Below are 26,399 nucleotides of genomic sequence, written 5' to 3'. Positions count from 1 at the left end.
CGGAACCGTCAACAAGGAGACTTCCTCATGAACAAGACATCGTCGGGATCCCTGCTTCGAGCCGGCTGCGTCGCGGTGGCGATCGCCGCGGGCCTCGCGTCGCCGATGGCCTTCGCGCAGCGCCATGGGCATTTCATCGGCGAGACCGTGGTCGTCGCACCGCCGGTCGCCCAGGTCGAGGTGATGGGCGACCCGCCGCACGCGGGCTACATCTGGGAGAACGGCTACTGGAACTGGGTCGACGGCCGCCACGTCTGGGTCGCGGGCCACTGGATGGCGCCGCGCCGCGGCTACTACTGGGAGCCGCACGTCTGGGTGCACGAGGGCAACGGCTGGCGCATGCGCGAGGGCTACTGGGCGCGCCGCTGACCGGCGACTCCAGCGCCGCGCCGCGGCGCTGAGACAGAATGACCCGCCGCGGCTGCACGCTCGCGGGCGCCCGCGCGTGGGCACGGCGATTGCCATCACGCGTCGGCTCGGCCGCGCGCAGGCGCGGCCATCGACGAACAAACGACCGGATTGCCGCGGCGGCCGGTGCACGAGGGGGCACATGAGTTCCGATCCAACGTCGCCGCACGGCGCGCACGACGACGTCTTCATCGGCGACAGCGACACGGCGCGCCTCATGCGCGCCCACGACTGGGCGTCCACGCCGCTGGGCCCGGTATCGGGTTGGGCCAGTTCGCTGAAGGTGGCGCTGGGGCTGCTGCTCACCTCGCGCTTCGAGATGTGGCTGGGGTGGGGCGACGACATCCACTTCTTCTACAACGACGCCTACCGCCCGACGCTCGGGAGCAAGCATCCGCAGTCGCTGGGCCAGCCGATCCGGCTGATCTACCCGGAGATCTGGGACGACATCAAGGATCGGCTGCACAGCGTCTATCACGACGGCGCGTCGACGTGGGACCGCGCGCTGCTGCTGCTGATCAACCGGCGCGGCTTTCCGGAGGAGACTTACCACACGTTCTCGTACAGCCCGCTGCGCGGCGACTCCGGGCGCGTCGAGGGCATCTTCTGCGCGGTGACCGAGGAGACCGAGCGCGTCATCAGCGAACGCCGGCTGGCCTCGCTGGGCGCGCTCGCCACCAACCTGACCGGCGCCGAGGGCGAGCCCGAAGTGCTGCGCGCGGCAGCGCGCGCGCTGGGCAGCAACGGCCGCGACCTGCCGTTCACCGTCACCTACCTGTTCGACGCCGACGGCGCCGCGCACGTGGCGGGCATGACCAACGTCCCCGAGGGCAGCGAGCTCGCGCGCCGCGCCGTGGCCACGCGCGACGCGCTGTGGGACGTCGGCACGATCTGGCGCGACGCGCAGGCGATCGAGGTCGACCTCGTGCCCCAGCTCGGCTACCCGATGGGCGCCTGGGCGATCCCGCCGGCGCGCGCGGCCATCGTGCCCATCGTCGGCCAGGGCTCGGAGCATCCCGTGGGGGCGCTGCTGGTGGGCCTGAATCCGTATCGGCCCGGCGACGCCGACTACCTGTCGTACCTGGGCCTGCTGGCCGGCCAGCTCTCGTCGAGCCTGGCGGGCGCGCGCGTCTACGATGCCGAACGCCGCCGCGCCCAGACTCTGGCGGAGGCCGTTGCGCTGCGCGAGGCCGCGGCCGACGCGCTGGCGCAGGCCAACCTCCAGCTCACCAGCGAGGTGGCGTTGCGCACGCAGGAGCGCGACCGCATGCAGCGGCTGTTCGAGCAGTCGCCCAGCTTCATGGCACTGCTGGCGGGCCGCGAGCATCGCTTCGAGTTCGCCAACAACGCCTACCTGCAGCTGATCGGCCATCGCGAGGTTGTCGGACTGGCGGTGCGCGAGGCCCTGCCCGAGGTCGAGGGCCAGGGCTTCTTCGAGCTGCTGGACAACTGCTTCGACAGCGCGACGCCCTTCGTCGGAACGAACATGAAGGTGCAGCTGCAGCGCGCGCGCGCGGCGGCGCTGGAAGAGCGCTTCATCAACCTGGTCTACCAGCCGATCGTCAACGCCGACGGCGCGGTCGAGGGCCTGTTCGTCAACGGCTTCGACGTCACGCACCAGCACCGTGCGGAGTCGGCGCTGCAGGCGCTCAACGAGACGCTGGAGCAGCGCGTGACGTTGCGCACGACCGAGCTGGCCGACGCGCTCCGGAAGCTCCAGCACGAGTCGGGCGAGCGCGAGGCGGCGCAGGCCGCGCTGCGGCAGGCGCAGCGCATGGAGTCCCTGGGCCAGCTCACCGGCGGCGTCGCGCACGACTTCAACAACCTGCTGCAGGTGATCAGCGGCAACCTGCAGCTGCTGCGGCGCGAGGTGGCCGGCAACGAGCGCGCCGAGAAGCGGGTGCAGAGCGCCATCGGCGGCGTCACGCGCGGCGCCAAGCTGGCGTCGCAGCTGCTGGCCTTCGGCCGCCGCCAGCCGCTCGAGCCCAAGGTGCTCAACATCGGCCGCTTCATCAAGGGCATGGACGACATGCTCAGGCGCGCGCTCGGCGAGGAGATCGAGCTCGAGACGGTGATCTCGGGCGGCCTGTGGAACGCGCTGGTCGACCCGGGCCAGATCGAGAACGCAATCCTCAACCTCGGCATCAATGCGCGCGACGCGATGCCCGATGGCGGCAAGCTGACGATAGAGGCCGGCAACGCGATGCTGGACGACGAGTACTGCCGCCTGCATGAGGACCTGCAGCCGGGCCAGTACGTGATGGTCGGCGTCACCGATACGGGATCGGGTATCGCGCCCGAGCTTCTCGAGCGCGTGTTCGAGCCGTTCTTCAGCACCAAGCCGGAGGGCAAGGGCACCGGGCTCGGCCTGTCGATGGTCTACGGCTTCGTCAAGCAGTCGGGCGGCCACGTGAAGATCTACAGCGAGCTGGGCCAGGGCACGACGATCAGGATCTACCTGCCGCGCGTGCACCAGTCCGAGGACGCGCTGGCCGACGAGACGGCCGCGCCGGTGCGCGGCGGCAGCGAGACCGTCCTCGTCGTGGAGGACGACGACGAGGTGCGCGAGACCGCGGTGGGCCTGCTCACTGATCTCGGCTACCGCGTGCTGAAGGCGCGCGAGGCGATGGGCGCGCTGAGCATCATCGAGAGCGGCATGCCCATCGACGTGCTGTTCACCGACGTCGTGATGCCCGGCCCGCTGCGCAGCCCCGAGCTGGCGCGCAAGGCCAAGGAGCGGCTGCCCGGGCTGGCGGTGCTGTTCACGTCGGGCTACACCGAGAACGCGATCGTGCACGGTGGCCGGCTCGACCGCGGCGTCGAGCTGCTGTCCAAGCCCTACACGCGCGAGGCGCTGGCGCGCAAGATCCGCCACGTGCTGGCGAACCAGGCGCAGCAGCGCGTGCTGGTGGAGACGAGCGCGCCCGCGCCGATGCCGCTGCCAGTCGCACGCGTCGGCACGGTGCTGCTCGTCGAGGACGACGAGTTCATCCGCGAGACGCTCGCCGAGCTGCTGGGCGTCAGCGGACATGTCGTGCTGCAGGCCCACGACGCGGCGTCGGCGCTGGCAGCGCTCGAGGCCAGGCCGGTGGACGTGCTGGTGACGGACATCGGCCTGCCCAGGGTGTCGGGCATCGATCTCGCGCGCGACGCGATCGCGCGCCAGCCGCGGCTGGCGGTCATCTTCGCGACGGGCGACCCCGGCGCGCCGGCGCGGGCAGGGATCGAGGCCGCCGCGGTGCTGGTCAAGCCGTTCTCGCCGGAGGATCTCGAGTCCGCGGTCGCGAACGCCCTCAACGGCGAGCGACGCTAGAGCCCCATCGCCGACAGCATCAGGAAGGCCGCGAACAGCACGAAGTGCGTCAGGCCCTCGATGGCGTTGGTCTCGCCGTCGTGGATGTTGATGGTGGCCACGAGCAGCGTCAGCAGCGTCATCACCATCTGCGGCACGCTCAGCGCCATCGCGATCGGATGGTGCGTGAACAGCGCCAGCGCCTCGATCACCGGCACCGTCAGGACGACGGTGGCGAGCGAGGCGCCGAGCGCGATGTTGACCACCGGCTGCATGCGGTTGGCCAGTGCCGCGCGCAGGGCGGTGAGGATCTCGGGGCTCGCGGAGATCGTCGCGACGACCAGCGGCGCGACGATGGGCGGCGCGCCGGTGCCGGCGAGTCCGACCTCCAGCGTCGCGGCCATCACCTCGGACAGCATGCCGATCAGCGCGATGCCCACCGCGATGCCCAGCAGCGGCAGCGCGAGGCTGCCGGTCGGATGCTGGTCGTCGTGCTGCGCCTCGTGCTCGGCCAGCCGCTCCGCGCCCTGCGGCTTCTGCGCGTACGTGTAGCTGAAGAAATAGCTGTGGCGGCCGGTCTGCAGGCGCAGGAACAGGCCGTACAGCACCACCATCACGACGATCGTGAACACCGAGTAGCTCTGCCAGTGCGCGGCCGGCACGAAGGCCGGCAGCACCATGGACACGCCCAGCCCTGTCAGGATCATCACGACGTAGGTGTTGCCGGAGTCGATGTTGTACGGCTGCTCGCCGTGGCGCAGGCCGCCCAGCAGCGCCGACAGGCCCAGCAGCGCGTTGATGTCCAGCTGCACCGCCGAATAGATCGTGTCGCGCGCGAGCGTGGGCGAGGGCGACTGGCTCATGAGGATCGCGAGGATCACCACCTCGACCAGCACGGCGCTGAGCGTGAGGACCATCGTGCCGTAGGGCTCGCCCAGGCGCTCGGCGAGCGTCTCGGCGTGGTGGGCGACCCGCACCGACGCGACCAGGATCGCCGCGATCAGCAGCACGGAGGCCGCGAGCGACGGCGCCTGGCCGGCCGCGACGATCGCGTGTTCCAGCGGCAGCGAGACGATCAGCGCGAGCGCGGCGACCAGCAGGGACCACTCGTGGCGCAGGAAGGTGAGCATCAGGCCGGCTTCATGATGGCGGAGCGCCGATGATAGTGGGCAGCGGCTGCGACGCGGGCTGCGGCGGCAGCAGCTGCTGCGGCCGCTGCACGGCCGCGGGCGTCAGCGCGCGCGTCTCGTAGTCGACGCCGCTCAGCGCGATCAGGATGCCCCAGACGCCCAGCCCGACGACGGCCACCAGCCGGATCAGCGGCCCCGCCTCGCGCAGCCGCATGAACAGCCACGCGACGATGGCCGCCTTGATCGCGGCGATCACGAGGCCGCCGACCATGTTCCACGGCCCCAGCTTCAGGTACGCGCTGCCCAGGCTCGCGAGCATCAGCGCCAGCAGCGCGATCCACGCAAGGCCCAGCGTGCGCGCGGTGCGGGCGAAGCGCCGGTCTTCAGCCATGGCGTTGCACCAGATACAGCAGCGGGTACAGGAAGATCCAGACGACGTCGACGAAGTGCCAGTACAGCGCCGCGGCCTCGAGATGCCGCGCGCGGGCCCAGGCGCGGTCGCGCGAGCGCCCGCGCGCGAGGACGGCCAGCACGGCGACGCCGACGATCATGTGCACCGCGTGCAGCCCGGTCATCACGAAGTACAGCGCGAAGAACTCCTGCGCTCCCGGCACGGCCAGCGCGAAGGACGGGCCGGGGAACAGGTGCTCGTCCCATTCGGCGTGCCACTCGAAGCCCTTGACGGCGAGGAAGGTCGCGCCGAGGACGGCCGTCAGTGCGAGAAGGCGCGCGGTCCAGCGGCGTTGCTTCGCGTCTTCCTCGCACGCCACCGCGAGCGCGACCACGGCGCTGCTGGTCAACAGCAACGCGGTGTTGACGGTCCCCAGCACCACGTCGGCATGGCGCGAGCCCGCGGCCCAGCCCTGCGGCCAGTGCGTGCGGCCATAGAGGTACGCGAGGAACAGGCCGCCGAAGAACAGCACCTCGCTGGCGAGGAACACCCACATGCCGAGCTTGCCGATGTCGGGCTCGTCCTTGGGCTCGAGCAGCGTCGCCGTCGTCATGGCGCGACCTCGGGCTCCGCGGCGACGTAGTCGTAGACGATCTCGGGCACCGTCGGCGGCACGTCGAAGTTCTCCGTCGGCGGCGGTGAACGCGTCTGCCATTCCAGGCCCTTGGCGGCCCACGGGTTGTCGCCGGCGCGCGCGCCGTGGCGCAGCGACCAGGCGAGATAGACCAGCGGCATCAGGTAGCCGATCGCCAGCACGCCTGCGCCGGCCGACGAGAACAGGTTGAGCACCTGGAACTGCGGGGGGTATGCGTGGTAGCGCCGCGGCATGCCCTCGACGCCCAGCAGGAACTGCGGGAAGAACGTCAGGTTGAAGCCGACGAACACGACCACCGCGGCGATGCGCGACCACACCTCGGGATACAGGCGGCCGGTCACCTTGGGCCACCAGAAATGCAGCCCGGCGAAATAGGCCATCACCGCGCCGCCCACCATGATGTAGTGGAAGTGCGCGACGACGAAGTAGGTGTCGGTCAGGTGCACGTCCAACGCCAGCGACGCGAGGAACAGCCCGGTGAGCCCGCCGATCGTGAACAGGCCGACGAAGCCGAGCGCGTAGAGCATCGGGGCGTCGAAGCGGATCGAGCCCTTGTACAGCGTGGCTGTCCAGTTGAACACCTTGATGGCCGACGGGATCGCGACGATGAAGCTCAGCAGCGAGAACACCATGCTGGCCGTCAGCGACTGGCCGCTGACGAACATGTGGTGGCCCCAGACGAGAAAGCCGACGCTGGCGATCGTCATGATCGCGTAGGCCATCGAGCGGTAGCCGAAGATGGGCCGGCGCGCGAAGCACGGGATGATCTCGCTGACCACGCCCATTGCCGGCAGGATCATCACGTAGACCGCCGGGTGCGAGTAGAACCAGAACAGGTGCTGGAACAGCAGCGGGTCGCCGCCGAACGCCGGGTCGAAGATGCCGACCTGGAACAGCCGCTCGGCGATCACCAGCAGCACCGTGATCGCCAGCACCGGCGTCGCGAGAACCAGGATCAGGCTGGTCGCGTACATGCCCCATGCGAACAGCGGCAGCCTGAACCAGCCCATCGCCTTCGCGCGCAGCGTGTGGATCGTGACGATGAAGTTCAGGCCGGTGAGGATGGACGAGAAGCCGGTGATGAACACGCCCACCAGCGTCAGCACGACGTAGGTGTTGGAGAACATCGTCGAGTAGGGCGTGTAGAACGTCCAGCCGGTGTCGACGCCGCCGAGGAACAGCGCCTCCAGCGTGACGAGCCCGCCGGCGACGTAGAGGTACCACGAGGCCAGGTTCAGCCGCGGAAACGCGAGGTCCTTCGCGCCGATCATCAGCGGCAGCAGGAAGTTGCCCAGCACCGACGGGATCGACGGGATCAGGAACAGCCACACCATGATCACGCCGTGCGCGGTGAACAGCTTGTCGTAGGCATCGTGCGAGACCAGGTCGCCCTGCGGCGTCGCGAGCTCGAGCCGGATGACCGTGGCCGCGGCGCCGCCGACGAAGAAGAACGCGGTGATCGCGATCGCGTAGAGGATCGCGATGCGCTTGTGATCCGTCGTCGTGAGCCACGAGCGGATCGTCAGGCCGTCGTCGAGATAGCTGGTCGTCATGGCGAATCCCGCTTGCTCGTGGATTGCAGGTAGTCGATCAGCGCGCCCAGGTCCTCCTCGCTGACCTGTCCCGCATACGACGGCATCACCGGTTCGAAGCCGGCGACGACGTCCTTGTTCGGCACCAGGATCGAATCGCGCAGGTAGTTGGCGTCGGCGACCACCGTGCGGCCGTCCTGCAGGTGAGTCGTGCGGCCGGCGATGCCGTCCAGCAGCGGCGCGTGGATCGTCGAGCGCGCGTCGTGGCAGCCCGAGCAGCCCAGTTGGCGGAACAGCGCGAAGCCGTACTGCCCCATGCTGGGCTGCGCCGGCCCGCCCGCGAGCCAGCGGCCGTAGTCGGCGGGCGTCATCACGACGACGCGGCCGATCATCTGCGAATGTTCGCTGCCGCAGTACTCTGAACAGAACAGCGGGAAGTTGCCCAGTTGCGTGGCCGTGAACCAAAGGCGCGTGTAGCGGCCCGGCAGCACGTCCTGCTTGATGCGGAAGGCCGGGATGAAGAAGCTGTGGATCACGTCCTCGGACGTCATCGTCACCACCACCGGCTCGCCCAGGGGGACGTGCAGCTCGTTGATCTCGCGCCGGCCGTTGCGGTGCTGCAGCTTCCACATCCACTGCTTGGCGACGACCGTGACGGGCAGCGCGTCGGCGGGGGGATCGGCCAGCGTGACGAAGTCGCGCGCGGCCCAGCCGAAGATGCCGAAGAACACGAGCAGCGGCGCGATCGTCCAGGCGATCTCGATGCCGCGCAGCTCGCGCGGCGGCGTGCGGTCGATGTGGCTGCCGCGCCGATAGCGGATCGAGAAGAGGACGACCAGCACCAGCAGCACGAGCGCGACCGTCCCGCACAGCAGCACCATCGCCAGGAAGATCGCGTCGGTGCGGCCGGCCTGCGTCGAGGCGGCGGCGTCCATCAGGTGGAAGCCGGAAGACAGTGCGGCGTCGGTGTCGGCGGCCATCAGCGCGTTCTCCTGCGACGCCCTACGAACGCGGCCAGCAGCACCAGCGTCGCGAGCCCGGTGACGCGCATGCCCACCAGCACCGCCTCGCTGTGCGCGCCGGTACGCGGGTCGAGGTGCGCGCACAGCAGCGCGAGGCGGTCGCTGAGGCTCCCGACCTGGCCGGCACGCGCCTCCTCGATGGCGGCGCGCAGTTCCGCGGGGTCGAAGCGCACGCCCATCAGGTAGCGCGAGACGCGGCCGTCGGGCGTGACGACGACGACGCCGGCGGGATGCGCGAAGCGCGCTGCCGCGTCGCCCGGCTGCGAGACGAAGCCGACGCGTCCGGCCAGCGCGGCGATGCTGGCGGGCGGGCCGACGAGGCGCTCGATGGCGGCGGGCTCGACGGGCGGCGCCCCGGCCAGCAGGCGTGCGTAGCCGATATCGGCGCGGCGCTTGTCCGCGGCGTCGGCGGCGGATTCGGCGGGGTCGATGCTGACGAACAGCACGCGCGCCGCCGCGGCCGGCAAGCCGCTCTGGCGCAAGGCCTCGAGCACGCCCTGCGTCGCGAGTCCGCACAGTTGCGGGCAGCGGTGATAGCCGAGCATCAGCAGCGTCGCGCCGGCGTCGGGCGGGAATTCGTCGGCGAGGCTCACGGCATGGCCGGCGCTGTCCGTGAACGGCACGGCCAGCGGAAGCTGCGCGTCGAGGTGCTGCGTGAAGCCGACGGCCGGCGCGGCGGGCGTGGGCGCGAGCGGCCCGTCGCGTGCGGGGGCGAGCGCCTGGGCGAACGCGCCGGCGTGCGCGAGCACGAGCGCGAGGACGACGCATGCCTTCATCGCGACGCTCCCGCGCTCGCTGCCTGCGCCACGCGCAGCGCCATGGCCGTCTCGATGGGCACGTGGGCGACGCCGCTGGCCGCATCGATCCAGCCCAGATCGTGCAGCGCGTGCAGCTTGGCGGCCTTGTACGCGGCGAGGTCGGGCTGCGGCGCGGTCTGCAGCATCGGCAGCTCGGTGCCGAGTTGCGCGGGCCTGTCGATGGCGGCGCCGCCGACGGGCACGCGGCGATGCGCGAGGATCGCCAGCACGACGCCGATCGCGACGGCCACCGCCGCGACGATGGCGACGCCGACGAGCAGCAGGCGACGGATCGGCAGGCCGTCGTCACGCATGCGCGGCCTCCTCGACGACGAGCGGTGCCGGCTCGAACGTGCGCAGCACGCGCGCGACGATCGGCAGTCCCATCGCGACGGCCAGCGACGGCACGAGCCACCACGCCAACCAGCCGTGCGCCTCGATCGACGGCACGACCAGCCACGCGCAGTTCGCGACCTGCCCGACGGCGATCCAGGTCGCCAGCCGCGCGAGGCGGCGCGGATCGTCCTTGATGGCGCGCATCAACAGGCAAACGAGCGGCAGCGCGAACTGCAATGCCGCGAGGCCGATGCCAACATACGCCCACCCGGTATCGAGCCGCGGCACGAACCAGGCGATCTCGCGCGGCAGGTCCTCGGCCCAGATGATCAGGAACTCGACGAAGGCCACGTAGGCCCACAGCATCGTCCACATCAGCAGCAGGTTGCCCAGGTCGCGCCAGACCGGCGGCACGCGCGGCCGCGCGGGGCGGGGCGGCGGTGTCGGGAAGCGATCCGGCGCGAGGCGCGCGACGATGGCGATGGCCAGCGCGCTGCCGCCCGACGCGCCGCCGGCGAGGTTGACCAGGCCGTTGCCGGTGCTGTACCAGCCGGGCACCAGCGTCATCACGAGGTCGACGGACGCGAGCGTGCCCACCACGAGATGCGCCATCAGCGCGATGGCGACGCGGCCCTTGCGCGCGAGCGTCGCGGGGCGCGACGTCGCGAACCAGATCGCCCCGTAGATCGCCATGCGGATCCAGAACGCCAGCGGCGCGAACCAGGCGCGCTGGAACGCGGGCGCGTCGAGATCGTGGGCCCAGGCGACGTCGCGGCCGGCCCACGGGAACACGCGCGCCATGCCCGCGGCCAGCGGCAGGAACAGCAGCAGCAGCCACGGCAGCCCGCGCGCGAGCGGCAGCGTCGCCAGGCGCAGCGCCTCGCCCCAGCGGCCACCCGTCAGCGCGTGGATCCACGTCGCGGCGAGGCCGCCCATGATCGCGCCCAGCCAGAACCACCAGGCCGCGAGCCAGCTTGCGAAGAACAGCGTCGGCGCGACCCACAGCGCGGGCAGCGCGATGGCGAGCGCGAGCGCCGCGACGGTGTCGGCGATGGGAGGACGCAGCAGCCCGCGCATCAGCTCGTCTCCGGATCGGACGCGCCGAGCGCGGGCGCGCTCGCGCGGGACGCTGGCGCGCGCGGGGGCGCGGGCAGCGCGCGAAGGCCGGCCTGCAGGTCGACCGGCAGATCGGCGACGTGGGCGTCCTGGCTCAGCTGCAGCGCGCGGATGTAGGCCACGATGGCCCAGCGATCCTGCGGCGTCACGCGGTCGGCGTAGGGCACCATCACACCGTAGCCCTGCGTGATGACGTCGAAGAGGTGGCGATCGGGCACGTCGCGCAGCCGCGCCTGGTGGAAGGTCGGCGGACGCGGGAAGCCGCGCCGCACGACCATGCCGTCGCCGTCGCCGACGATGCTGTGGCAGGGCGCGCAGTCGACGTCGTAGCGCGCCTGGCCGCGTCGCAGCAGGGCGAGGTCGATACGGGGTGGGGCACTCGCGGCGTCGGCGGCCTCGCGCGCCTCGATCTCGTCGCGGCCGTGGCGTCCGCTGCTGGTCTTGGCGAGATCGCCCGACGCGATCGCCACGCTGCCGGGCGGCGGCGGCCGCGAGCCCTTGCCGTCCGCCCACAGCGGGCTGCCGGCGTCGGGCCCCAGCTTCGGCTGCACGTACATGTTCTTCATCGTGCGCTCGCAGCCGGCAAGCGCGCAGGCCGCCGCGACCAGCAGGAGCCAGCGGGTCATCGCGCCACCTCCTCGACGCGCAGCGGCGCGGTGGCGTCGAGCAGCGCGCGCGCGCTGGCCTCGTCGAACACGGGGTCGTCCGTGCGCAGGCACAGGAAGAAGCGGTTGCGCGTGGCGAGGTCGAAGTCGGGCGCGTCGAAGATCGGGTGCGCCAGGCGCGGCAGGCCGTTGCCGACCAGCACCGCGAAGAACGCGGTGAGCGCGGCGAACAGGATCGTCATCTCGAAGGTGACCGGGATGAACATCGGCCAGCTGTGCAGGGGCCGCGCGCCGATCTCCTCGGGATACGACACCACCGCCGCGTACCACTGCAGGAAATAGCCGCCGGCGCCGCCGACGAGCCCGCCGGCCAGCACGAGCAGCGGAATGCGGCTGCGCCGGAATCCGACGGCCTCGGCCAGTCCCTCGATCGCGTACGGCGCGTAGGCTTCGGCGCGGCGATAGCCCGCGTCGTGCGCGGCCTGCGCCGCGGCGACCAGCGCCTCGGCGCCGTCGTACTCGGCCATCAAGGACCAACGAGGATCACGCGTCGCCATCGTGTTCCTCCTTGACCAGCTCGCGCATCTCCGAGATCGAGATCGTCGGCAGCAGCCGGATGAACGCCAGGAACAGCCAGGCGAACATGCTGATCGAGCCGAACAGCATGATCCAGTCCCAGCGCGTCGGGATGAACAGGCCCCAGGCGGACGGCATGAAGTCGTGGTGCGTGCTCTGCACGACGATGGTGAAGCGCTCCATCCACATGCCCAGGTTGACGACGATGGACAGCGCGAACAGCAGCACCGTGCTGCGCCGCGCCGCGCGCCACCACAGCACCTGCGGCGCCAGCACGTTGAAGACCATCATCGTCCAGTAGACCGGTGCGTAGAAGCCGGTCCAGCGGTCGACGGTCATCGCGACCTCGAAGCGGTCGCCGCTGAAGAAGGCCATGAAGTTCTCCACCAGGTAGCCGTAGGCCACGAGCGATCCCGTCGCCAGCAGCACCTTGGCCGCGTGGTCGAGATGCACCTCCGTGATGAAGTCCTTCAGGTCGAACGCGCGCCGCAGCGGGATCGCGATCGTCAGCACCATCGCGAAGCCCGAGAACAGCGCGCCGCAGACGAAGTAGGGCGGGAAGATCGTCGAGTGGAAGCCGGGCGTGTTGCCGATCGCGAAGTCCATCGCGACGACCGAGTGCACCGACACCACCAGCGGCGTCGCGAGGCCGGCCAACAGCAGGTAGGCCGTCTCGTGGCGCGCCCAGTGGCGCGACTCGCCGCGCCAGCCGAGCGCGAGCAGGCCGTACGTCAGCTGCTTGCCGCGCGTCCTCGCCTTGTCGCGCAGCGTCGCGAGGTCGGGCAGCATGCCGAGATACCAGAACAGCGCCGACACGAGCAGGTAGGTCGAGATCGCGAACACGTCCCACACCAGCGGACTGCGCCACTGCGGCCACAGGTTCATGTGGTCGGGATACGGCGCGAGCCAGTACGCGAACCACGGCCGGCCCAGGTGCAGGATCGGGAACAGGCCCGCCATGCCGGCGGCGAACAGCGTCATGGCCTCGGCGAAGCGGTTGATCGACGTGCGCCACTTCTGTCGCAGCAACAGCAGCACCGCGGAGATGAACGTGCCCGCGTGCCCGATGCCCACCCACCAGACGAAGTTGGCGATGGCGAAGCCCCAGCCGACGGGGATGTTGATGCCCCAGATGCCGACGCCCTCGATGAACAAGTACGTGATCGCGCCGAGGTAGACGATCGTGCCCGCGAGCGTCGCGAGGAAGGCCGCGAGCCACGGCCAGCGCACCGGGCGCGTCAACACCAGGCCGGCGATCTTGTCGGTGACGCTCGCGTAGCCCCAGCCGGGGCGCAGCACCTGGTCGTCGGCGGAGACAGGCGGCGTCGTCATGGCTCAGGCCGTCGGCTTGATGCGCCCGAGATAGGTCGTGCGCGGCTTGGTGTCGAGTTCTTCCAGCATGGCGTAGTGGCGCTGCGAGGCGCGCGCCTTCACGACGTCGCTCTGCGCATCGTTCTTGTCGCCGAAGCGGATCGCGCGCGTCGGGCAGGCCGACTGGCACGCGGTGACGACGTCGCCGTCGACCAGCGGCCGGCCGTCGCGCTCCGCGCCCTGGCGCGCCCGCGCGACGCGCTGCACGCAATACGTGCACTTCTCCATCACGCCGCGCTGGCGCACGGTGACGTCCGGGTTGCGCTGCGCCTTCAGCGTCTCGGTCGTCTCGTCCGAATACTGCAGGAAGTTGAAGCGCCGCACCTTGTACGGGCAGTTGTTGGAGCAGAAGCGCGTGCCGACGCAGCGGTTGTAGACCTGCACGTTGAGGCCCTCGCTGTCGTGCACCGTCGCGCCGACCGGGCACACGACCTCGCACGGCGCCTGCTCGCAATGCATGCAGGGCACCGGCTGGAACGCGCTGTTGCCGATCTCGTCGAGGTCGTGGCGGTCGACGCGGATCCAGTGCATGTCGCGGCCCCTGGCCACCTGCTCCTTGCCGACCACGGGGATGTTGTTCTCGGCCTGGCAGGCGATCGTGCACGCGTTGCAGCCGATGCAGGCGTCGAGGTCGATCACCATCGCCCAGGCGTGCACTGGGCTGGCGAACGGCGGGTAGAGCTCGGCGTGCTTCTCCGCCTTGGCGAGGGCTTCTCCCGCGGCGACGGTGCGCAGCAGCTCGCGGCCGTGCTGGTCGATCTCGTGCTGGGTCACGGCGAACGCGTGCGTGCGCCCCGTCCTGCGCAGCGTGACCGGCGCGGTGAACGACGAGGCCGGCCGCAGCGCGTACGCATCGAAGCCGACGCCGTTGCCGACCCGTCCGGCGCGGCGTCGCCCGCAGCCGAGCGGCAGCGTCACGACGTCGTCGGCCTGCTGCGCCAGCACCCACACGGGCGCCTCGACCGATCGCGCATCGACCTGCACCTGCACGATGTCGCCCGTCACCAGGCCCAGCCGCTTCGCGGTGGCCGGGCTCAACAGCGCCGCGTTGTCCCACGTGAGCTTGGTGAACGGCCGCGGCAGTTCCTGCAGCCAGCCGTTGTTGGCGAACGCGCCGTCGTGGGCCGCGGCGTCGGGCACGAACAGCGCGACCAGGCCGGACGGCGCAGCCGGGCGCGCCGACGGCCGATGCGCGACGTGCACGGCCAGCGCGGGCGCCGCGCTGTCGGCCACGACGCCCGCGCGCAGGCTGCGGCGCCAGGACGCGTCGAAGCCGGCGTCGCGGCCGGCGCGCCATTGACGCTGCACCAGCGAGTGGCCGTCGCGCACGGCGTCGTCGGCCAGCAGCGCCAGCAGTTCGGCGGCGGAGCGCGTGTCGTACAGCGGCGAGATCGACGGCTGCAGCAGCGTGGCGCTGCCGTCGTGCGCGAGCGCGTCGCCCCACTGCTCGTAGGCGTGCGACAGCGGCAGGTGCCAGTCGGCGAGGGCGGCGGTCTCGTCGACATGCAGCCCGGCGTGCACCAGCAGCTTCGCCCGGGCGAACGCGTGCGGCACGTCCAGCGAAGGCGGCGCATCGTAGGCAGGATTGGCGCCGATGACGAGCAGCGTGTCGACGCTGCCCGCGCCCAGCGCGTCGACCAGCTCGGCGAGCGAGCCGGCGTCGGACGCGTCATCGGGTGGCGCGATCAGGGTGACCGTGCGGCCGATCGCGCCGAGGCGGCGGTTCAACGCGGACACGAGGGCGTGCGCCTCGGCCGACAGCCCCGGCCCGCCGATCACCAGCGCCGATTCGCCGGCCTCGCGCAGCGCCGCGACGACGCGCGACTCGAACCCGTCGACGGCCGGGTCGGGCGGTGCCGCGTCGGCGGCGATCTGCGGCATCCAGCGGGAGGCGATGCGCCACAGCAGGCCCTCGATGCGGGCCGGCGACAGCGCGACGCGATGGTCGGCGCGCGCACCGAACAGGCCGGGCGTGGCCTCCGCGGCGAACAGCGTCGCCGGGCGGCCGGACGCGGCGTCGCGCGCGGCGGCCCGTGCGGTCGACCAGTCCATCGCATGGCGCACCGCGCCGGGCCCGTCGCTGAACGGATCGGCGGCGAGCGCGAGCACGCAGCGCGCCTGGTCGAAGTGCAGCACCGGCGTCACGGCGCGGCCGCAGGCCAGGCGGGCGCCGTCCTCGGCGGCCATGTCCTTCAACGGGGCGTGCACGTGCCAGCGGGCGTCGGGCTCGCTCGCGAGCAACGCGCCGAGCAGCGCGCGCTCGGTCGGCGAGGTGAGCGGCCCCGTCAGCACGCGCAGCGCCGGCCCCGCGGGCGCGGTCGCGCGCGCGGACGCGCGCTCGCGCCAGGCCGCCTCGAACGCGCGCCATGTCGACGCGCCGAGCTGCGGCGGCGTGCGCACGTCGCCGTGGCGCGCGAGACGCTGGCGCACGACGCCGGAGCGGTCGGGATCCCACAGCTGCAGCACCGAGGCCTGCGCGTAGACATCGGTGGCACCGAGGCTGGACGGGTGCGCCGCGTTGCCCTCGATCTTGATCGGCCGGCCCTCCTGCGTGCCCACCAGCACGCCCTGCGCGAAGCCGTCGCGGACGAAGGCGCTGGCGTAGTAGAGCGGCAGGCCGCCGCCGCGCGCCTCGGGCAGGTCGACGTAGGGATGCGCCTGCAGCTTCGGCGGCGGCGAGCAGGCCGTGTTGGCCAGCGCCATCGAGGCCGCCATCGCCGCCAGCGCCTGGCGCCGGGTGACGCCCGCGCCGCGATCGAACCGGATCACGTGTTCGTTCGCGTCGTCGTCGTGGGGCGGGTGGGGATGCGGCATGGGGCGGTGTCGTGCGCGATGGCAAGGGGCATGCCGTCAGCGGTGGCAGGTGGAGCAGTCGGTCATGCGGCGCCGGCTCTCGAGGTGCGCGGCGCGGGCGAGGGCGGTGGCCTGCTGCGGCGGCGGCAGCGGGGCGTCCATCGCGAACTCCTGCGTCGTCGGGCGCAGGTGCGGCGCGGGGTCGCGGTGGCACGCGAGGCACCATTGCATCTGCAGCGGCTGCGCACGCCACGCCAGCGGCATCTGGTCGACGCGCCCGTGGCACTCGACGCAGGCGACGCCCTTGGCGACGTGCACCCCATGGTTGAAGTAGACGAAGTCGGGCAGCACGTGCACGCGCTGCCAGGCGATCGGCTGGTTGGTCGCCGCGCTCTGGTGCAGCAGCGCGAGCAGCGCCTGGTCGCGGTAGAGCTGCGAGTGGCAGCTCAGGCACACCGCGGTGGACGGCAGGCCGGCGTGGGCGTCGGTCTCCACCGTGGTGTGGCAGTAGCGGCAGTCGATGCCGTCGTCGCCGACGTGGTGCTTGTGGCTGAACGGGATCGGCTGCGCGATCGGCTCGCCCAGCTGCTCATAGGCGCGGGCGCGCCAGACGAACAGCAGCACGGTGGCGACAGCCAGGCCCAGCAAGGCGAGCACCGCCAGCCGGACCGCCAGCACGGCGCGCGGCGAGAAGACGGCGCTCATGCGCGTCGGCGCTGGCGTGCGGCGCCGAAGCGGTTGCGGGAAGGACACGCGGACGCGTCATCGCGGTCGCGGCGGCCGGGGGGCGGCATGCGGGCTCCTGTGCGGGATGCCGCCGCGGGGCAAATCTCATGCGCGAGGCGTGTCGGGCCTGTGAACCGTGAAAAACCCCAAGTCACGGTATCGACACAAAGGGAAAACACCGGATTGAACGGTGCCCGTTCTCGTAAACAATGGTTCCCGGAACATTCGCTTTCCGACGCGCTGGAGGGCAGGGTCGGATGCGATCGAGTACCGGACGTCTCACGACGCCAGGCACTCGAAGTACTTCCTGAGGTGATGTTCCGGGGTGAAATTTTAGGGGCCGCAGCTTGCGGCCCTTTTTTCGTCCGGACGCGAAGGCCGAGGGTTTCCCCGGCCTCCCGCGGCGGGCCTCAGCCCTTCACTTGCGCGTTGTGCTTCTTGTTGTAGATGCGCGCGCTCTGGCGGTTGTCGGCGCGCGCGATGCGGCGCTGCTCGCCGGCGCTGACGTTGCCGTTGGCGCCCGCGCGGGCCTCGCGCTTGTCGACGTTCGACTGGCCGCGTTCGAGCCCGGCCGCTTCGTGGTTGGTCAGGCTGCCGCTGCGCACGCCCTGGTTGATGCGCTTTTGCTGGTCGATGTTGCGCTGCGTGTCGGCCTGCGCGCGCTGCGACGACGCCGACAGCGGATTGCCGTTGATGCCGTTGCTCGTGGCCGTGTGGATGTCGCGGCTGGTCTTGTTCTGCGCAGCGGTCAGCTGGGCCTTCTCGGCGGCCGTCATCGGGCCGTTCTTCATGTCCTTGGCCTGCAGCTTGTCGACGTGCGCCTCGTCTCGCTGCAGTTCGGCGTTCTCGCGCGTCGTGATCGTGCCGTTCTGCAGGCCGTTCTCGATGCGCTGTTCCTGGTTGACGTCGCGTTGCGTGGTGTTGGCGGCGCTGGTCTGTGCCGAGGCCGCGAAGCTGGCGCCGAAGGCGGCGGCGGCGATCAGGGCGGTCACGAGAAGATTGCGGTTCATGGTCTGGCTCCTGTGGTGTGTGTGTCGAGTCTGTCGGTCGCGAACCGGGTGTTGCGTTCGTACCGGTTCAACGGGATCGCGACAACAGGCGATGACGCCGACGCACCAACATCACCTGGAGATGCACGCGCTTGACGTGCCAGCAACGCAGCAAGGAGATGTTTCGCGCGCCGACCGATGTCCGACAATGGCGCCATGCCCAGCCCGAACGACATCGACCCCGCGATCGACAAGCGCCTGACCGACCTCGAGGTCAAGGCCAGCTTCAGCGAGGACCTGGTCGACCACCTCAACGACCTCGTCGCCCGCCAGCAGGAGCAGATCGACCTGCTGATCCGCGAGGTCGGCAAGCTCAAGGATCGCGCGCCCGACACGGGCGGCGGCGCGGCGCGCGACCCGCGCGAGGACGTGCCGCCGCACTACTGAGTTCAGGTTCGCGCGGGTCGGCGTAGTACATTGGCACAAATATGAAGCCGTGTCCGCATGAACCCGCCTGAGCCGGCCCACACGCCGCAGCCCGACGTCGTCGCCGCCATGCGCGGCGACCTGGCCGACTGGCGCCAGTGGCTCGCTCGGGTGATCGTGCTCGCGTACGCGGCGGCAGCGGGGCTGTCGGTCGTCGCGTTCTCGAAGCTGTGCGATCTCGCGCAACAGGGCTTCGCGAGCGTGCTCGCCTTCAATCCGTGGACGCCGCTGGTGTGGACGAGCGCCTGCACCGCCGGCGTCGTCTGGCTCACGCGGCGCTTCGCGCCGGCGGCCGCCGGCTCGGGCATCCCGCAGGTGATGGCGACGCTGGATCCGGCCGTGCCGGCGGAGGCGCGCCGGGCCTTCGTGTCGCTTCGTCTCAGCGTCATGAAGGCGGTGCTGACCGCGGGCTCGCTGCTGGGCGGACTGGCCAGCGGACGCGAGGGCCCGTCCGTCCAGATCGCCGCCGGCGTGATGCAGCATGCGCGGCGCTGGCTGCCGCCGCATCCCGGCATCTCCGAACATGGCCTGCTGGTGGCCGGCGGCGCCGCGGGCATCGCCGCGGCGTTCAACGCGCCGCTCGCGGGCGTGATGTTCGCGATCGAGGAACTCGCGTCGCGGCTGGAGCAGCGCAGCAGCGGCCTGATCATCGCGGCCATCGTGCTGTCGGGCCTGATGGGCGTGTCCTTCTTCGGCAACGCCACCTACTTCGGCACGATCGAGGTGCCGACGCTGCGCTACTCGATGTGGTGGCCCGCGCTGCTGCTGGTGCTGGCCACCGGCGGGCTCGGCGGCGTGTTCGCGCGCCTGCTGCATGCGTCGATCACCGGGCAGGGCGATCGCCTCGGACGCTGGCGGGCCGCACATCCGGTCGCCTTCGCGGCCGCGTGCGGGCTCGCGGCCGGCGCGATCGGCATCGCGAGCCACGGCGCGAGCTTCGGCAGCGGCTACGGCTACACCCGCGGCCTGCTGCAGGGGCATGTCGACGTGCCGCTGCTGTACGTCACGCTGCGCGTCGTGGCCACGTGGCTCGCGGTGTGGTCGGGCGTGCCGGGCGGCATCTTCGCGCCGTGCCTGGCGATCGGCGCCGGCGTCGGCCATGACGTCGCCGTGCTGTGCGGTGCCCAGGCCGACGCGTCGGCGCTGATCGCGCTCGGCATGGCCGCCTTCCTTGCCGCCGTGACGCAGGCGCCGATGACGTCCTTCATCATCGTGATGGAGATGGTGGGCGGCCACGCGATGGTGCTGAGCCTGATGGCCGCCGCGCTCGGCGCGAGCCTGGTGTCGCGCTGGATCGCGCGTCCGCTCTACGCCGCGCTGGCGCAGGCGATCATCGCGCGCGGGCGTCTCGCGCCCGCGGTCGCTGCGCCGTCGCGCTGAGGACGACTGCGCCGGGCACCGCCTCGAACGCCGGCCGCTCGCGCGACGGGGCGACCGCCTCGGCGGCCTTGGCCGACACCGGCAGCATCGCGATCGCCAGCCCGATGCCCAGCGAGAACAGCAGCGCGACGAGCGCGATGGCCTCGGCGATGCGGTCGTCGCGCGAGGGCGGCACGCTGCCGTAGCGAAACCACGCGTCGTCGTCGTCGGAGTCGGCTGTCGGCGATGCCTTGTCGATGCTCATGGCGGTTCCTCGTCGTTTCCGGGCGTCGGATGCGTTGCGGGACGGGCCCGCGAAGGCCAGCCCTCCTGCCAGATTTCGGACGCGGCCGGACGTGCATGAGCGCCCGCCTGTAGGGATGTCTCCACCCGGAACGTCAGGAATGCGGCGCGCGGTAGCGCGGGGAAGACCCGCGCGTCGCCTCAGAGGTCGATCAGCTTCTCGCGGATGGCCCAGCGCACCAGCGCGGGCACGTCGGCCAGCTCGAGCTTGGCCATCAGGCGGCTGCGGTAGGTGTCCACCGTCTTCGGCGACAGGTGCAGCTCTTCGCCGATCGCCGCGCTCGACTTGCCGCTGGCCACCATCACGAGGATCTGGCGCTCGCGCGGCGACAGGGTGTTGCCGCGTTCGGTGTCGGTGGTCAGGCCCTGCACGGCGATGTCGGTGAGCCCTTCGCCAAGGTAACGGCGACCTTGCATCACGGCGTCGATGGCCGCGACCAGCTCGACACCGGCCGAGCCCTTGAGCACGTAGCCCGAGGCGCCCATGCGCAAGGCCTCGGCGACGTTGCGCGGCTGGTCGGACATCGACAGCACGATGACCCGGGTCGACAGCTGGCGGCGCTGCATCTCGGCCAGCACCTCGAAGCCGGAGCGGCCGTCGAGGTGCAGGTCCAGCATCAGCACGTCCGGCGCGAGCCGGTTGACGTCGGACAGCGCCTGCGTGATGTCCTCGCCCTCGCCGACGATCGTGTGGCCCGCGCCCTGCAGCAGCGCGCTCAGGCCCGCCCGCACGATCGGGTGGTCATCGATCAGATAGATTCTTGCCATTGCCTTGCTTCTCCCCGGATGCGACGCCGCGACCCCGGACGGCCGCCGCGTTCCTTGTGCAATGCCGCCTGACTCGCGGCTGTGATGACGACTTCTTCGAGTCGTGTGCAGTGCGACGGCAGCCCGTGGCCGCGTCGCACCCGCTCCTGGCGGATGGGACAGTACGCTGCGCGCGTGCCGCGGTCAATCGACGAATGCACGAGGCGCCATCTTGCGTGCGCTGCAGTGTGCGGTCATGCGGAACAAGACCGGGACTACGGCGCTATTCGAGCCTGTCTCGCGATACCCCCACCGGGTGCTTGACAGCACCATCGCCAGGCGTCGCCGGTGCCGGAAAGTCGGGCACCCTCGTCAGGTGCGGCACGAGATTGAGCAGCGCGACGGCCAGGCGCATCTGCCACGGGAACGCGTCGACGGCCACGCCGCGGTCGATCGCGGCCAGCATGCGCGCGACCGCCGACTCCTCCGACATCAGGAACGGCTTGTGGCTCGCGTCGCCGCCATTGAGCTCGCGCAGCCGCTCGGTGTCGACGTAGCCGGGCACCAGCGCCGTCACCGGGATGCCGAACGGCGCCAGCGCCTTGCGATAGGTGGCGCACAGGGCCAGCACCGCGCGCTTGGTGGCACCGTAGACCGAGGCGCCGGGGTAGTCCTTGAGCAGGCCCGCCATCGACGACACCGCCGCCATCCGGCCATGGCCCTGCGCCAGCATGCGCTGCGCGCCGGCCTCGAAGGCGCTGGCCAGGCCGCTGACGTTGGTGCGCAACAGGTGCAGCGTCGCGGCCCCGTCGAGCGCGTGGTCGCGCGCGTTGAAGTACTGGCCGGCGGTGACGATGAGCGCGTCCAGCGTGTCGCCGGCCTCGGCCACGACGGCCTGGACGGCCGCCGCGTCGGCGATGTCGAGGCTGGCCACGCGCAAGGCCGGATGGTCGGCCAGAGGCCAGCCCTGCAGCGCGTCGGGATGGCGGCCGCACACGGTGACGGCGCAGCCGCGCTCGAGATGGCGCGCCGCGAGCGCGCGGCCGATGCCGCGCGTGCCGCCGATGATCAGGACGTGTCTCATGCGCGCATCATCGCCTGCGCGATGGCCTCGCGCGCGCGGCGCCGGCCTTCGGCGAACTGGGCCTCGATGACGCGGCGGTAGCCGGCGGCGTCCGTGGCCGCGTGAACGTCGAGCCGCGGGCCCTGGGCCGACAGCGCGAGCCGGCGCGTCAGCACCGAGGGCAGCGCCCGGGCCAGGCCGCGGTGGTCGATGCGCAGCGCCACCGGGCTCGCGTCGACCGCGCGCTGGCGGGCGCGCGCATCCAGGCCCAGCACCGTGCGCCAGGCCGGGGCGATGGTCCAGCGCGAGATCGCGTCCTTGCGATCGATCCACACCTCGTCCGCGAGCCGCGCCGCCAGCTCCACCGGCATCAGGTCGACCGCGCCGCCCAGCCAGCGCGCACCGGCGGCGGCGGCCGGGGCGAGGTAGATCATGTCGGTCAGCGAGATGCGCACGGCGTCGGCGAGCGGCAGGTCGGTCGGCCCCAGCGTCGACAGCGTCCTGCCCACCGCGAGCGCGCCGTGGCCCGCGGGCGCATCCGCGAGCAGCGCTGCGCTGCGCCCGTTGCCGATGGCCACCGGCTCGAACAGGACGCGGTCGTCGCGCGGCTCGCCAGGCCCGGCGGAGGCCGCGGTCATGCGCGCGCCGAGCAGGATGGCGTCGATGCCGGCGCCGTCGCGCCAGGCCAGCGCGGGCCAGCCTTCGGCGACCTCGAACAGCGCGTCGTCGTCGAGGTCGGGCACGCGCGCGGCGGCGCGAGGATCGAGGGCACGTCGCGCGAAGGCGGCAAGCGCCTTGGCCAGCGACAGCCCGGGCCGCGCCCGCACCCCGTTCCAGAACCGGTACATTGCAGGGCCGCCGAGCCAGGCCAGCTGGCGGGCTGGGTCGGGCTCCGCGTGCACCAGCGCGGCCACCAGCGCACCGCCGCAGGTGCCCAGCAGCACGTCGGGCGCGAGTCCGGCCTCGCAGGCCGCCGCGACCGTGCCCAGGTGCACGCCGAGGCGTCCGCCGCCGCCGGCCAGCACCAGGCAGCGCTTGTATCTTTCCCGTTCCTCCCGCATCGAAGGCAAGTTAACACAGGGCCATGCATCCGCCGGACGAGTCCTCCGCCGAGCCGCCGCGGCCATCACTGCGCGAACGCCTCGCGCTGCTGGCGATCAACGGCGCGGCGTTCCAGGCGTTGTATGGCGCCTGCAACCTCGCGGCCGCGCGCGCGGGCGTGACGCGCGCGATCGCGACGCCGTGGGACGCCCTGGTGCCGTTCGTGCCGTGGATGTTGCTGCCGTACATGACGTCGGTGCCGCTGTTGATCGCCGCGTTCTGCCTCGCGCCCGATCGCCCCTCGCTGCGCGCGCTGAGCCAGCGCTGCCTGCTCGCCACCGTGCTGGCCACGCTCGTGTTCGCGCTGTGGCCGCTGCGCATGATCACCATCGACGCGCCGCCGTCGACGCCGCTGCTCGCGGCGCTCGCGCGGATGCTGGCCAGGCTCGACCGGCCGTTCAACCAGTGGCCGTCGCTGCACGTCGCCTACTGCGTCGTGCTGTGGCCGGCGCTGCGCGATGCCGTGCGATCGGCGGCCGCGCGGACGGCGATCGGGGCGTGGCTGGGGCTGGTCGTCGCGTCCACGGTGCTCGCGCATCGGCACTTCCTGCCCGACGTGGCGGGCGGTCTGGCACTCGGCGCGCTGTGCCGGGCCGTCGTGCCGGCGCGGCGCGCGGTGCCGGCAGTCGCCCTTTACTACATCGTCGCGGCGATCGCGGCGCTGGTGCTCGGCCTGACCGTGCTGTGGTTGCCGCCGTGCCTGTGGCTCGGCGCGGGCTTCGGCGCGGTCGCGCTCGCGTACGCGCGCGAGGACGTCGACTTCCTGCACAAGCGCCGCGGCCGCTTTCCCGCCTGGATCTGGTGGCTGCATGCGCCATACCTCATTGGGTATCGGCTGACCTGGCATCTGGTGCGCTGGCGCGAACGTGGCCGCGCGCCCGTCACGCCGTTCGCCGACGGCCTGTGGATCGGCCGCCGCCTCACCGACCACGAGGTCGCGCTGCTGCCCGCGGACTGCGCGGTCATCGACCTCGCCTCCGAGCTCACCTCGACGCCGCAGCTGCGCGGCCGCGCCCAGTCGTTCGGCCTGCTCGACATCGTGCCGCCCGCGCCGGCGCGCCTCGCGGCCATCCTCGACGCCATCGACGCGCAGCGCGCGCTGGGCCGCCCCGTCTACCTGCACTGCGCGATGGGGTACCGTCGCAGCCGGCAGGTCGCGCTCGCCTGGCGCGCCCGCCGCGAATCCATTCCAACGCCATGACCCTGTCCGTCTACCAGTTGAAGCCGCAATTCCAGCGCCTGCTGCGCCCGCTCGTGCAGGCGCTCGCGTCCGCGCGCGTGACGCCGAACCAGTTGACCGTCGCGACCGCCGCCCTGATGGTGGCCTACGGCGCGGCGCTGGCCGCGTGGCCGACATCGCGCGGGCTGTGGCTGGGCCTCGTCGCGGTGATGCCGCTGCGCATGGCGCTCAACGCGCTCGACGGCCTGCTCGCGACGCACACCGGCCGCAAGACGCGCCTGGGCGCGATGCTCAACGAGGTCTGCGACGTCGTCGCCGATCTGGCGTTGACCCTGCCGGCAGCGCTGATCGCGGGCGTGCCGCCCATGCTCGCCGTGCTGGTCGCGTGCGGCGCCGCGGTGGTGGAGATGACCGGCCTCGCCGCGCTCGCGGCCGGATCGCCGCGGCGCTTCGACGGGCCGATGGGCAAGAGCGATCGCGCCGTCGCCTACGGCCTGGTCGGCCTGCTGGCCGGCTGCGGCGCGCCGGCGGCCTGGATCACGGGCGTGCTGGCGCTCGTCGCGCTGCTGCTCGCGTGGACGCTGCTCAACCGGCTGCGGGCGGGCGCCGTGCCACCGACACCGTGAAGATGCCCTCGAGCCCGATCAGGCTGCCGGTCTTGGCGAGGCCGGCGCAGGCGACGAGTCCGTCGAGCTCGGCCTGCGGCCGCGGCCGCATCAGCCAGGGCTCGCCGCGATGGTTGCGCAGCGTGCCGGCGATCAGCGCCAGCTGCGGGTGCCAGGGCTGGCCGGTGTAGACGAGCACGCCGCCCGGCTTGAGCTGGCGCGCGACGCCTTCGAGCGAGCACAGCACCGGTGCGTTGTCGGCGAACAGCTCGTAGAGGCCCGAGGCGATGACGATGTCGAACTGCGCATCGCCGCCGGCGTAGCTGGCGGGGTCGAACGCGTCGCGCGCCTCGATGGCGACATCGTCGCCCAGCCCCATCTCGCGGGCCAGCGCGAGCGCCATCTCGAGATTGGCCGGATCGCGGTCGCGCAGCGTCACGTGCAGGCGGCGGTCGCGGTGGCACTTGAGCGTCTCCAGCAGGTAGCGGCCGCCGCCGGCGGCGATGTCGAGGATGCGCACCGGCGCGTCGCCCGGGCGCTCGGCGATCAGGCGCGAGACCGTCTGGCGCAGGTGCTTGCGGCGCAGCCGGATGCCGCGCCAGCCGATGGCGTCGAGGTAGCCGCGGTCGATGAACGCGCCGATGCCCAGGCGGCCCTGCGCCTGGTTGCGGTAGACGTAGTCGAGCGATGCGCCCGAGTCGAAGCCCTGCGTCATGCCGATGCGCATGCCCTGGCTGAGGCCACCGAGCGTGCCCAGCATCGCGCGCTGGAACGCGTGGAACGCGCGCGTCGGGGCGCCGACGAGCTTGCCGTCGACCAGCCGTTGGTAGGCCTGCGCGCTGCGGCTGCCGACGTCCGCGCGCCGGAAGCGCTCGGCCGGCGCGGGCGCCTGCGCCCAGCAGGCGTCGATGAAGGCGCGGCAATGCGCGATGGCCTCCGCGCGCACCGGCTCGCTCTCGTAGAAGATCGCATGGCGGCAGTCGCGCAGCTGCACGAAGCGCTTGGACGGCGACGACAGGCGCTCGAAGAACTCGCGCTGCGGGGCGGTCTTGACGACATGGTCTTGATCGGCGGCCAGCATCAGCACGGGCGTGTCGATGGCGGCGGCGTCGCCCACGATGCGCCGAGCGGTGGCGGCCATGTCGACCAGCACGCGGCCGGAGACCTGCTTGGCGTTCAGCGGATCGTCGGCATAGGCCCGCGCCTCGTCGGCCGAATGCGTCAGCATGCCCGGGCGGATGTAGCTGGTGACCTGCAGCCCCGGCTTGAAGCCGAGCCCCAGCTTCAGCGCGGGGATCGCCAGCGGGATGTAGAGCTTGATGGCGAACGCCGCCGCCGCCATCACGACGCCGCGGATGGCCGGGGCGTGGTCGTGCATCCACGTCGCCGCGATCACCGCGCCGACGCTGTTGGCCACCACCACCATGTCTTCGACGGCGATGCCGTGCGCCCGCTGGATGTGGCGCACGAAGGCGTCGAGGTCCTCCACCAGCGCCGCGAAGTCCGGCGCCTCGCCGCGCTCGCCCGGCGAGTGGCCGTGGCCGCGCGCGTCCCAGGCGAACGCGTGGTCGCCCGCGAAGCCGAGGTCGCGCACCAGCGCCGCGACGCGTCCCGAGTGCTCGTGGCCGCGATGCAGCAGCACGAGCGCGCGCGGCGGCCCGTCGGCGCGCGGCCGGCGCGGCGCCCAGTGTCGATAGAACAAGCGCGTGTCGTGCGACGCGGGGAAGCCGCCCTCGTGCACGATCCAGCGGTCGTCGTCCGGGGGCAGGGCTGCGTCGTCGTGGGTCATGGGCGGATGGTCCGGGGAGAATGGGGC

General features: G+C 72.0%; 25 protein-coding genes. 6 read left to right on the top strand and 19 right to left on the bottom strand.

What is annotated here, in order from left to right:
- Window positions 1-27 precede the first annotated feature (27 nt).
- Together LPC04_RS11250 and LPC04_RS11245 are read left to right on the top strand one after the other, a co-directional pair.
- Entirely contained in the window at window positions 28-369 is a 342-nt protein-coding gene (locus LPC04_RS11250; protein ID WP_275682313.1) for a YXWGXW repeat-containing protein, read from the top strand.
- Window positions 370-550: 181 nt separating this feature from the next.
- Complete coding sequence (locus LPC04_RS11245; protein ID WP_275682312.1) at window positions 551-3,721, top strand: response regulator; 3,171 nt, start codon at window positions 551-553, stop codon at window positions 3,719-3,721.
- Here the strand turns inward: LPC04_RS11245 and LPC04_RS11240 are convergent.
- The 14 genes from LPC04_RS11240 to LPC04_RS11175 all read right to left on the bottom strand — a co-directional run bounded on the left by LPC04_RS11240 (window position 3,718) and on the right by LPC04_RS11175 (window position 17,760).
- The gene (locus LPC04_RS11240; RefSeq protein ID WP_275682311.1) at window positions 3,718-4,830 is read right to left on the bottom strand and encodes a calcium:cation antiporter; all 1,113 of its coding nucleotides are present in this window, start codon (window positions 4,828-4,830) and stop codon (window positions 3,718-3,720) included. The two genes, LPC04_RS11245 and LPC04_RS11240, sit on opposite strands and share 4 nt — an antisense overlap.
- A gap of 10 nt (window positions 4,831-4,840) precedes the next feature.
- On the bottom strand, window positions 4,841-5,221 hold the full coding sequence (locus LPC04_RS11235) for a cytochrome C oxidase subunit IV family protein (RefSeq protein WP_275682310.1): 381 nt from the start codon (window positions 5,219-5,221) through the stop codon (window positions 4,841-4,843).
- Complete coding sequence (locus LPC04_RS11230; RefSeq protein WP_275682309.1) at window positions 5,214-5,834, bottom strand: cytochrome c oxidase subunit 3; 621 nt, start codon at window positions 5,832-5,834, stop codon at window positions 5,214-5,216. Before LPC04_RS11230 ends, LPC04_RS11235 begins: the two co-directional genes overlap by 8 nt.
- On the bottom strand, window positions 5,831-7,429 hold the full coding sequence (gene ctaD, locus LPC04_RS11225) for a cytochrome c oxidase subunit I (RefSeq protein WP_275682308.1): 1,599 nt from the start codon (window positions 7,427-7,429) through the stop codon (window positions 5,831-5,833). Before ctaD ends, LPC04_RS11230 begins: the two co-directional genes overlap by 4 nt.
- Window positions 7,426-8,388 (bottom strand): cytochrome c oxidase subunit II, encoded by a 963-nt coding sequence (gene coxB, locus LPC04_RS11220; RefSeq protein ID WP_275682307.1) that lies wholly within the window; start codon window positions 8,386-8,388, stop codon window positions 7,426-7,428. The genes ctaD and coxB overlap by 4 nt, the downstream gene beginning before the upstream one ends.
- Complete coding sequence (locus tag LPC04_RS11215) at window positions 8,388-9,206, bottom strand: SCO family protein (RefSeq protein ID WP_275682306.1); 819 nt, start codon at window positions 9,204-9,206, stop codon at window positions 8,388-8,390. The genes coxB and LPC04_RS11215 overlap by 1 nt, the downstream gene beginning before the upstream one ends.
- A complete protein-coding gene (locus LPC04_RS11210) occupies window positions 9,203-9,541 on the bottom strand; it encodes a hypothetical protein (protein ID WP_275682305.1) in 339 nt (112 codons plus the stop codon). The genes LPC04_RS11215 and LPC04_RS11210 overlap by 4 nt, the downstream gene beginning before the upstream one ends.
- Window positions 9,534-10,640: a hypothetical protein gene (locus tag LPC04_RS11205; RefSeq protein ID WP_275682304.1), complete on the bottom strand. Its 1,107-nt coding sequence runs from the start codon at window positions 10,638-10,640 to the stop codon at window positions 9,534-9,536. The genes LPC04_RS11210 and LPC04_RS11205 overlap by 8 nt, the downstream gene beginning before the upstream one ends.
- Window positions 10,640-11,305 carry a c-type cytochrome gene (locus LPC04_RS11200; protein WP_275682303.1) on the bottom strand — a complete coding sequence of 222 codons (666 nt, stop codon included), beginning with the start codon at window positions 11,303-11,305 and terminating at the stop codon, window positions 10,640-10,642. Before LPC04_RS11200 ends, LPC04_RS11205 begins: the two co-directional genes overlap by 1 nt.
- Window positions 11,302-11,841, bottom strand: a complete 540-nt coding sequence (locus LPC04_RS11195; RefSeq protein ID WP_275682302.1) for a DUF3341 domain-containing protein — start codon at window positions 11,839-11,841, stop codon at window positions 11,302-11,304. Before LPC04_RS11195 ends, LPC04_RS11200 begins: the two co-directional genes overlap by 4 nt.
- On the bottom strand, window positions 11,828-13,192 hold the full coding sequence (nrfD, locus tag LPC04_RS11190) for an NrfD/PsrC family molybdoenzyme membrane anchor subunit (protein WP_275682301.1): 1,365 nt from the start codon (window positions 13,190-13,192) through the stop codon (window positions 11,828-11,830). Before nrfD ends, LPC04_RS11195 begins: the two co-directional genes overlap by 14 nt.
- Window positions 13,193-13,195: 3 nt before the next feature.
- Entirely contained in the window at window positions 13,196-16,045 is a 2,850-nt protein-coding gene (locus tag LPC04_RS11185) for a 4Fe-4S dicluster domain-containing protein (protein ID WP_275682300.1), read from the bottom strand.
- Between the two features lie 36 nt (window positions 16,046-16,081).
- Window positions 16,082-16,729 (bottom strand): cytochrome c3 family protein, encoded by a 648-nt coding sequence (locus LPC04_RS11180; RefSeq protein ID WP_275682299.1) that lies wholly within the window; start codon window positions 16,727-16,729, stop codon window positions 16,082-16,084.
- Window positions 16,730-17,160: 431 nt separating this feature from the next.
- The gene (locus LPC04_RS11175) at window positions 17,161-17,760 is read right to left on the bottom strand and encodes a hypothetical protein (protein ID WP_275682298.1); all 600 of its coding nucleotides are present in this window, start codon (window positions 17,758-17,760) and stop codon (window positions 17,161-17,163) included.
- 195 nt (window positions 17,761-17,955) lie between these two features.
- Between LPC04_RS11175 and LPC04_RS11170 the strand changes: the two genes are divergently transcribed.
- Together LPC04_RS11170 and LPC04_RS11165 are read left to right on the top strand one after the other, a co-directional pair.
- On the top strand, window positions 17,956-18,186 hold the full coding sequence (locus LPC04_RS11170) for a SlyX family protein (RefSeq protein WP_275682297.1): 231 nt from the start codon (window positions 17,956-17,958) through the stop codon (window positions 18,184-18,186).
- A 57-nt stretch (window positions 18,187-18,243) separates the two neighbouring features.
- Window positions 18,244-19,605 carry a chloride channel protein gene (locus LPC04_RS11165; RefSeq protein ID WP_275682296.1) on the top strand — a complete coding sequence of 454 codons (1,362 nt, stop codon included), beginning with the start codon at window positions 18,244-18,246 and terminating at the stop codon, window positions 19,603-19,605.
- On the opposite strand, the gene LPC04_RS11160 is transcribed toward LPC04_RS11165, so the two are convergent.
- From LPC04_RS11160 to LPC04_RS11145, 4 genes are all read right to left on the bottom strand, one after another.
- Window positions 19,556-19,849, bottom strand: coding sequence for a hypothetical protein (locus LPC04_RS11160; protein ID WP_275682295.1), 294 nt, complete (start codon window positions 19,847-19,849; stop codon window positions 19,556-19,558). The genes LPC04_RS11165 and LPC04_RS11160 overlap by 50 nt on opposite strands.
- 179 nt (window positions 19,850-20,028) lie before the next feature.
- Window positions 20,029-20,655 (bottom strand): response regulator, encoded by a 627-nt coding sequence (locus LPC04_RS11155; RefSeq protein WP_275682294.1) that lies wholly within the window; start codon window positions 20,653-20,655, stop codon window positions 20,029-20,031.
- 262 nt (window positions 20,656-20,917) lie between these two features.
- Window positions 20,918-21,718, bottom strand: coding sequence for an SDR family NAD(P)-dependent oxidoreductase (locus LPC04_RS11150; protein ID WP_275682293.1), 801 nt, complete (start codon window positions 21,716-21,718; stop codon window positions 20,918-20,920).
- Window positions 21,715-22,758: a patatin-like phospholipase family protein gene (locus tag LPC04_RS11145; protein WP_275682292.1), complete on the bottom strand. Its 1,044-nt coding sequence runs from the start codon at window positions 22,756-22,758 to the stop codon at window positions 21,715-21,717. Before LPC04_RS11145 ends, LPC04_RS11150 begins: the two co-directional genes overlap by 4 nt.
- 23 nt (window positions 22,759-22,781) lie before the next feature.
- Here LPC04_RS11145 and LPC04_RS11140 point away from each other — a divergent pair, with 23 nt between their 5' ends.
- Both LPC04_RS11140 and LPC04_RS11135 read left to right on the top strand, forming a co-directional pair.
- On the top strand, window positions 22,782-23,999 hold the full coding sequence (locus LPC04_RS11140) for a phosphatase PAP2 family protein (RefSeq protein WP_275682291.1): 1,218 nt from the start codon (window positions 22,782-22,784) through the stop codon (window positions 23,997-23,999).
- Window positions 23,996-24,604 (top strand): CDP-alcohol phosphatidyltransferase family protein, encoded by a 609-nt coding sequence (locus LPC04_RS11135; RefSeq protein WP_275682290.1) that lies wholly within the window; start codon window positions 23,996-23,998, stop codon window positions 24,602-24,604. The genes LPC04_RS11140 and LPC04_RS11135 overlap by 4 nt, the downstream gene beginning before the upstream one ends.
- Here the strand turns inward: LPC04_RS11135 and LPC04_RS11130 are convergent.
- Window positions 24,564-26,372, bottom strand: a complete 1,809-nt coding sequence (locus tag LPC04_RS11130) for a bifunctional alpha/beta hydrolase/class I SAM-dependent methyltransferase (RefSeq protein WP_275682289.1) — start codon at window positions 26,370-26,372, stop codon at window positions 24,564-24,566. The genes LPC04_RS11135 and LPC04_RS11130 overlap by 41 nt on opposite strands.
- Between the last annotated feature and the right edge of the window lie 27 nt (window positions 26,373-26,399).

This window comes from Scleromatobacter humisilvae (assembly GCF_023231945.1).
In the GTDB taxonomy this organism is placed as follows: domain Bacteria; phylum Pseudomonadota; class Gammaproteobacteria; order Burkholderiales; family Burkholderiaceae_C; genus Scleromatobacter; species Scleromatobacter humisilvae.
Note: the sequence above shows the minus strand (reverse complement) of the source record. Positions and strands in the feature narration are given on the sequence as shown.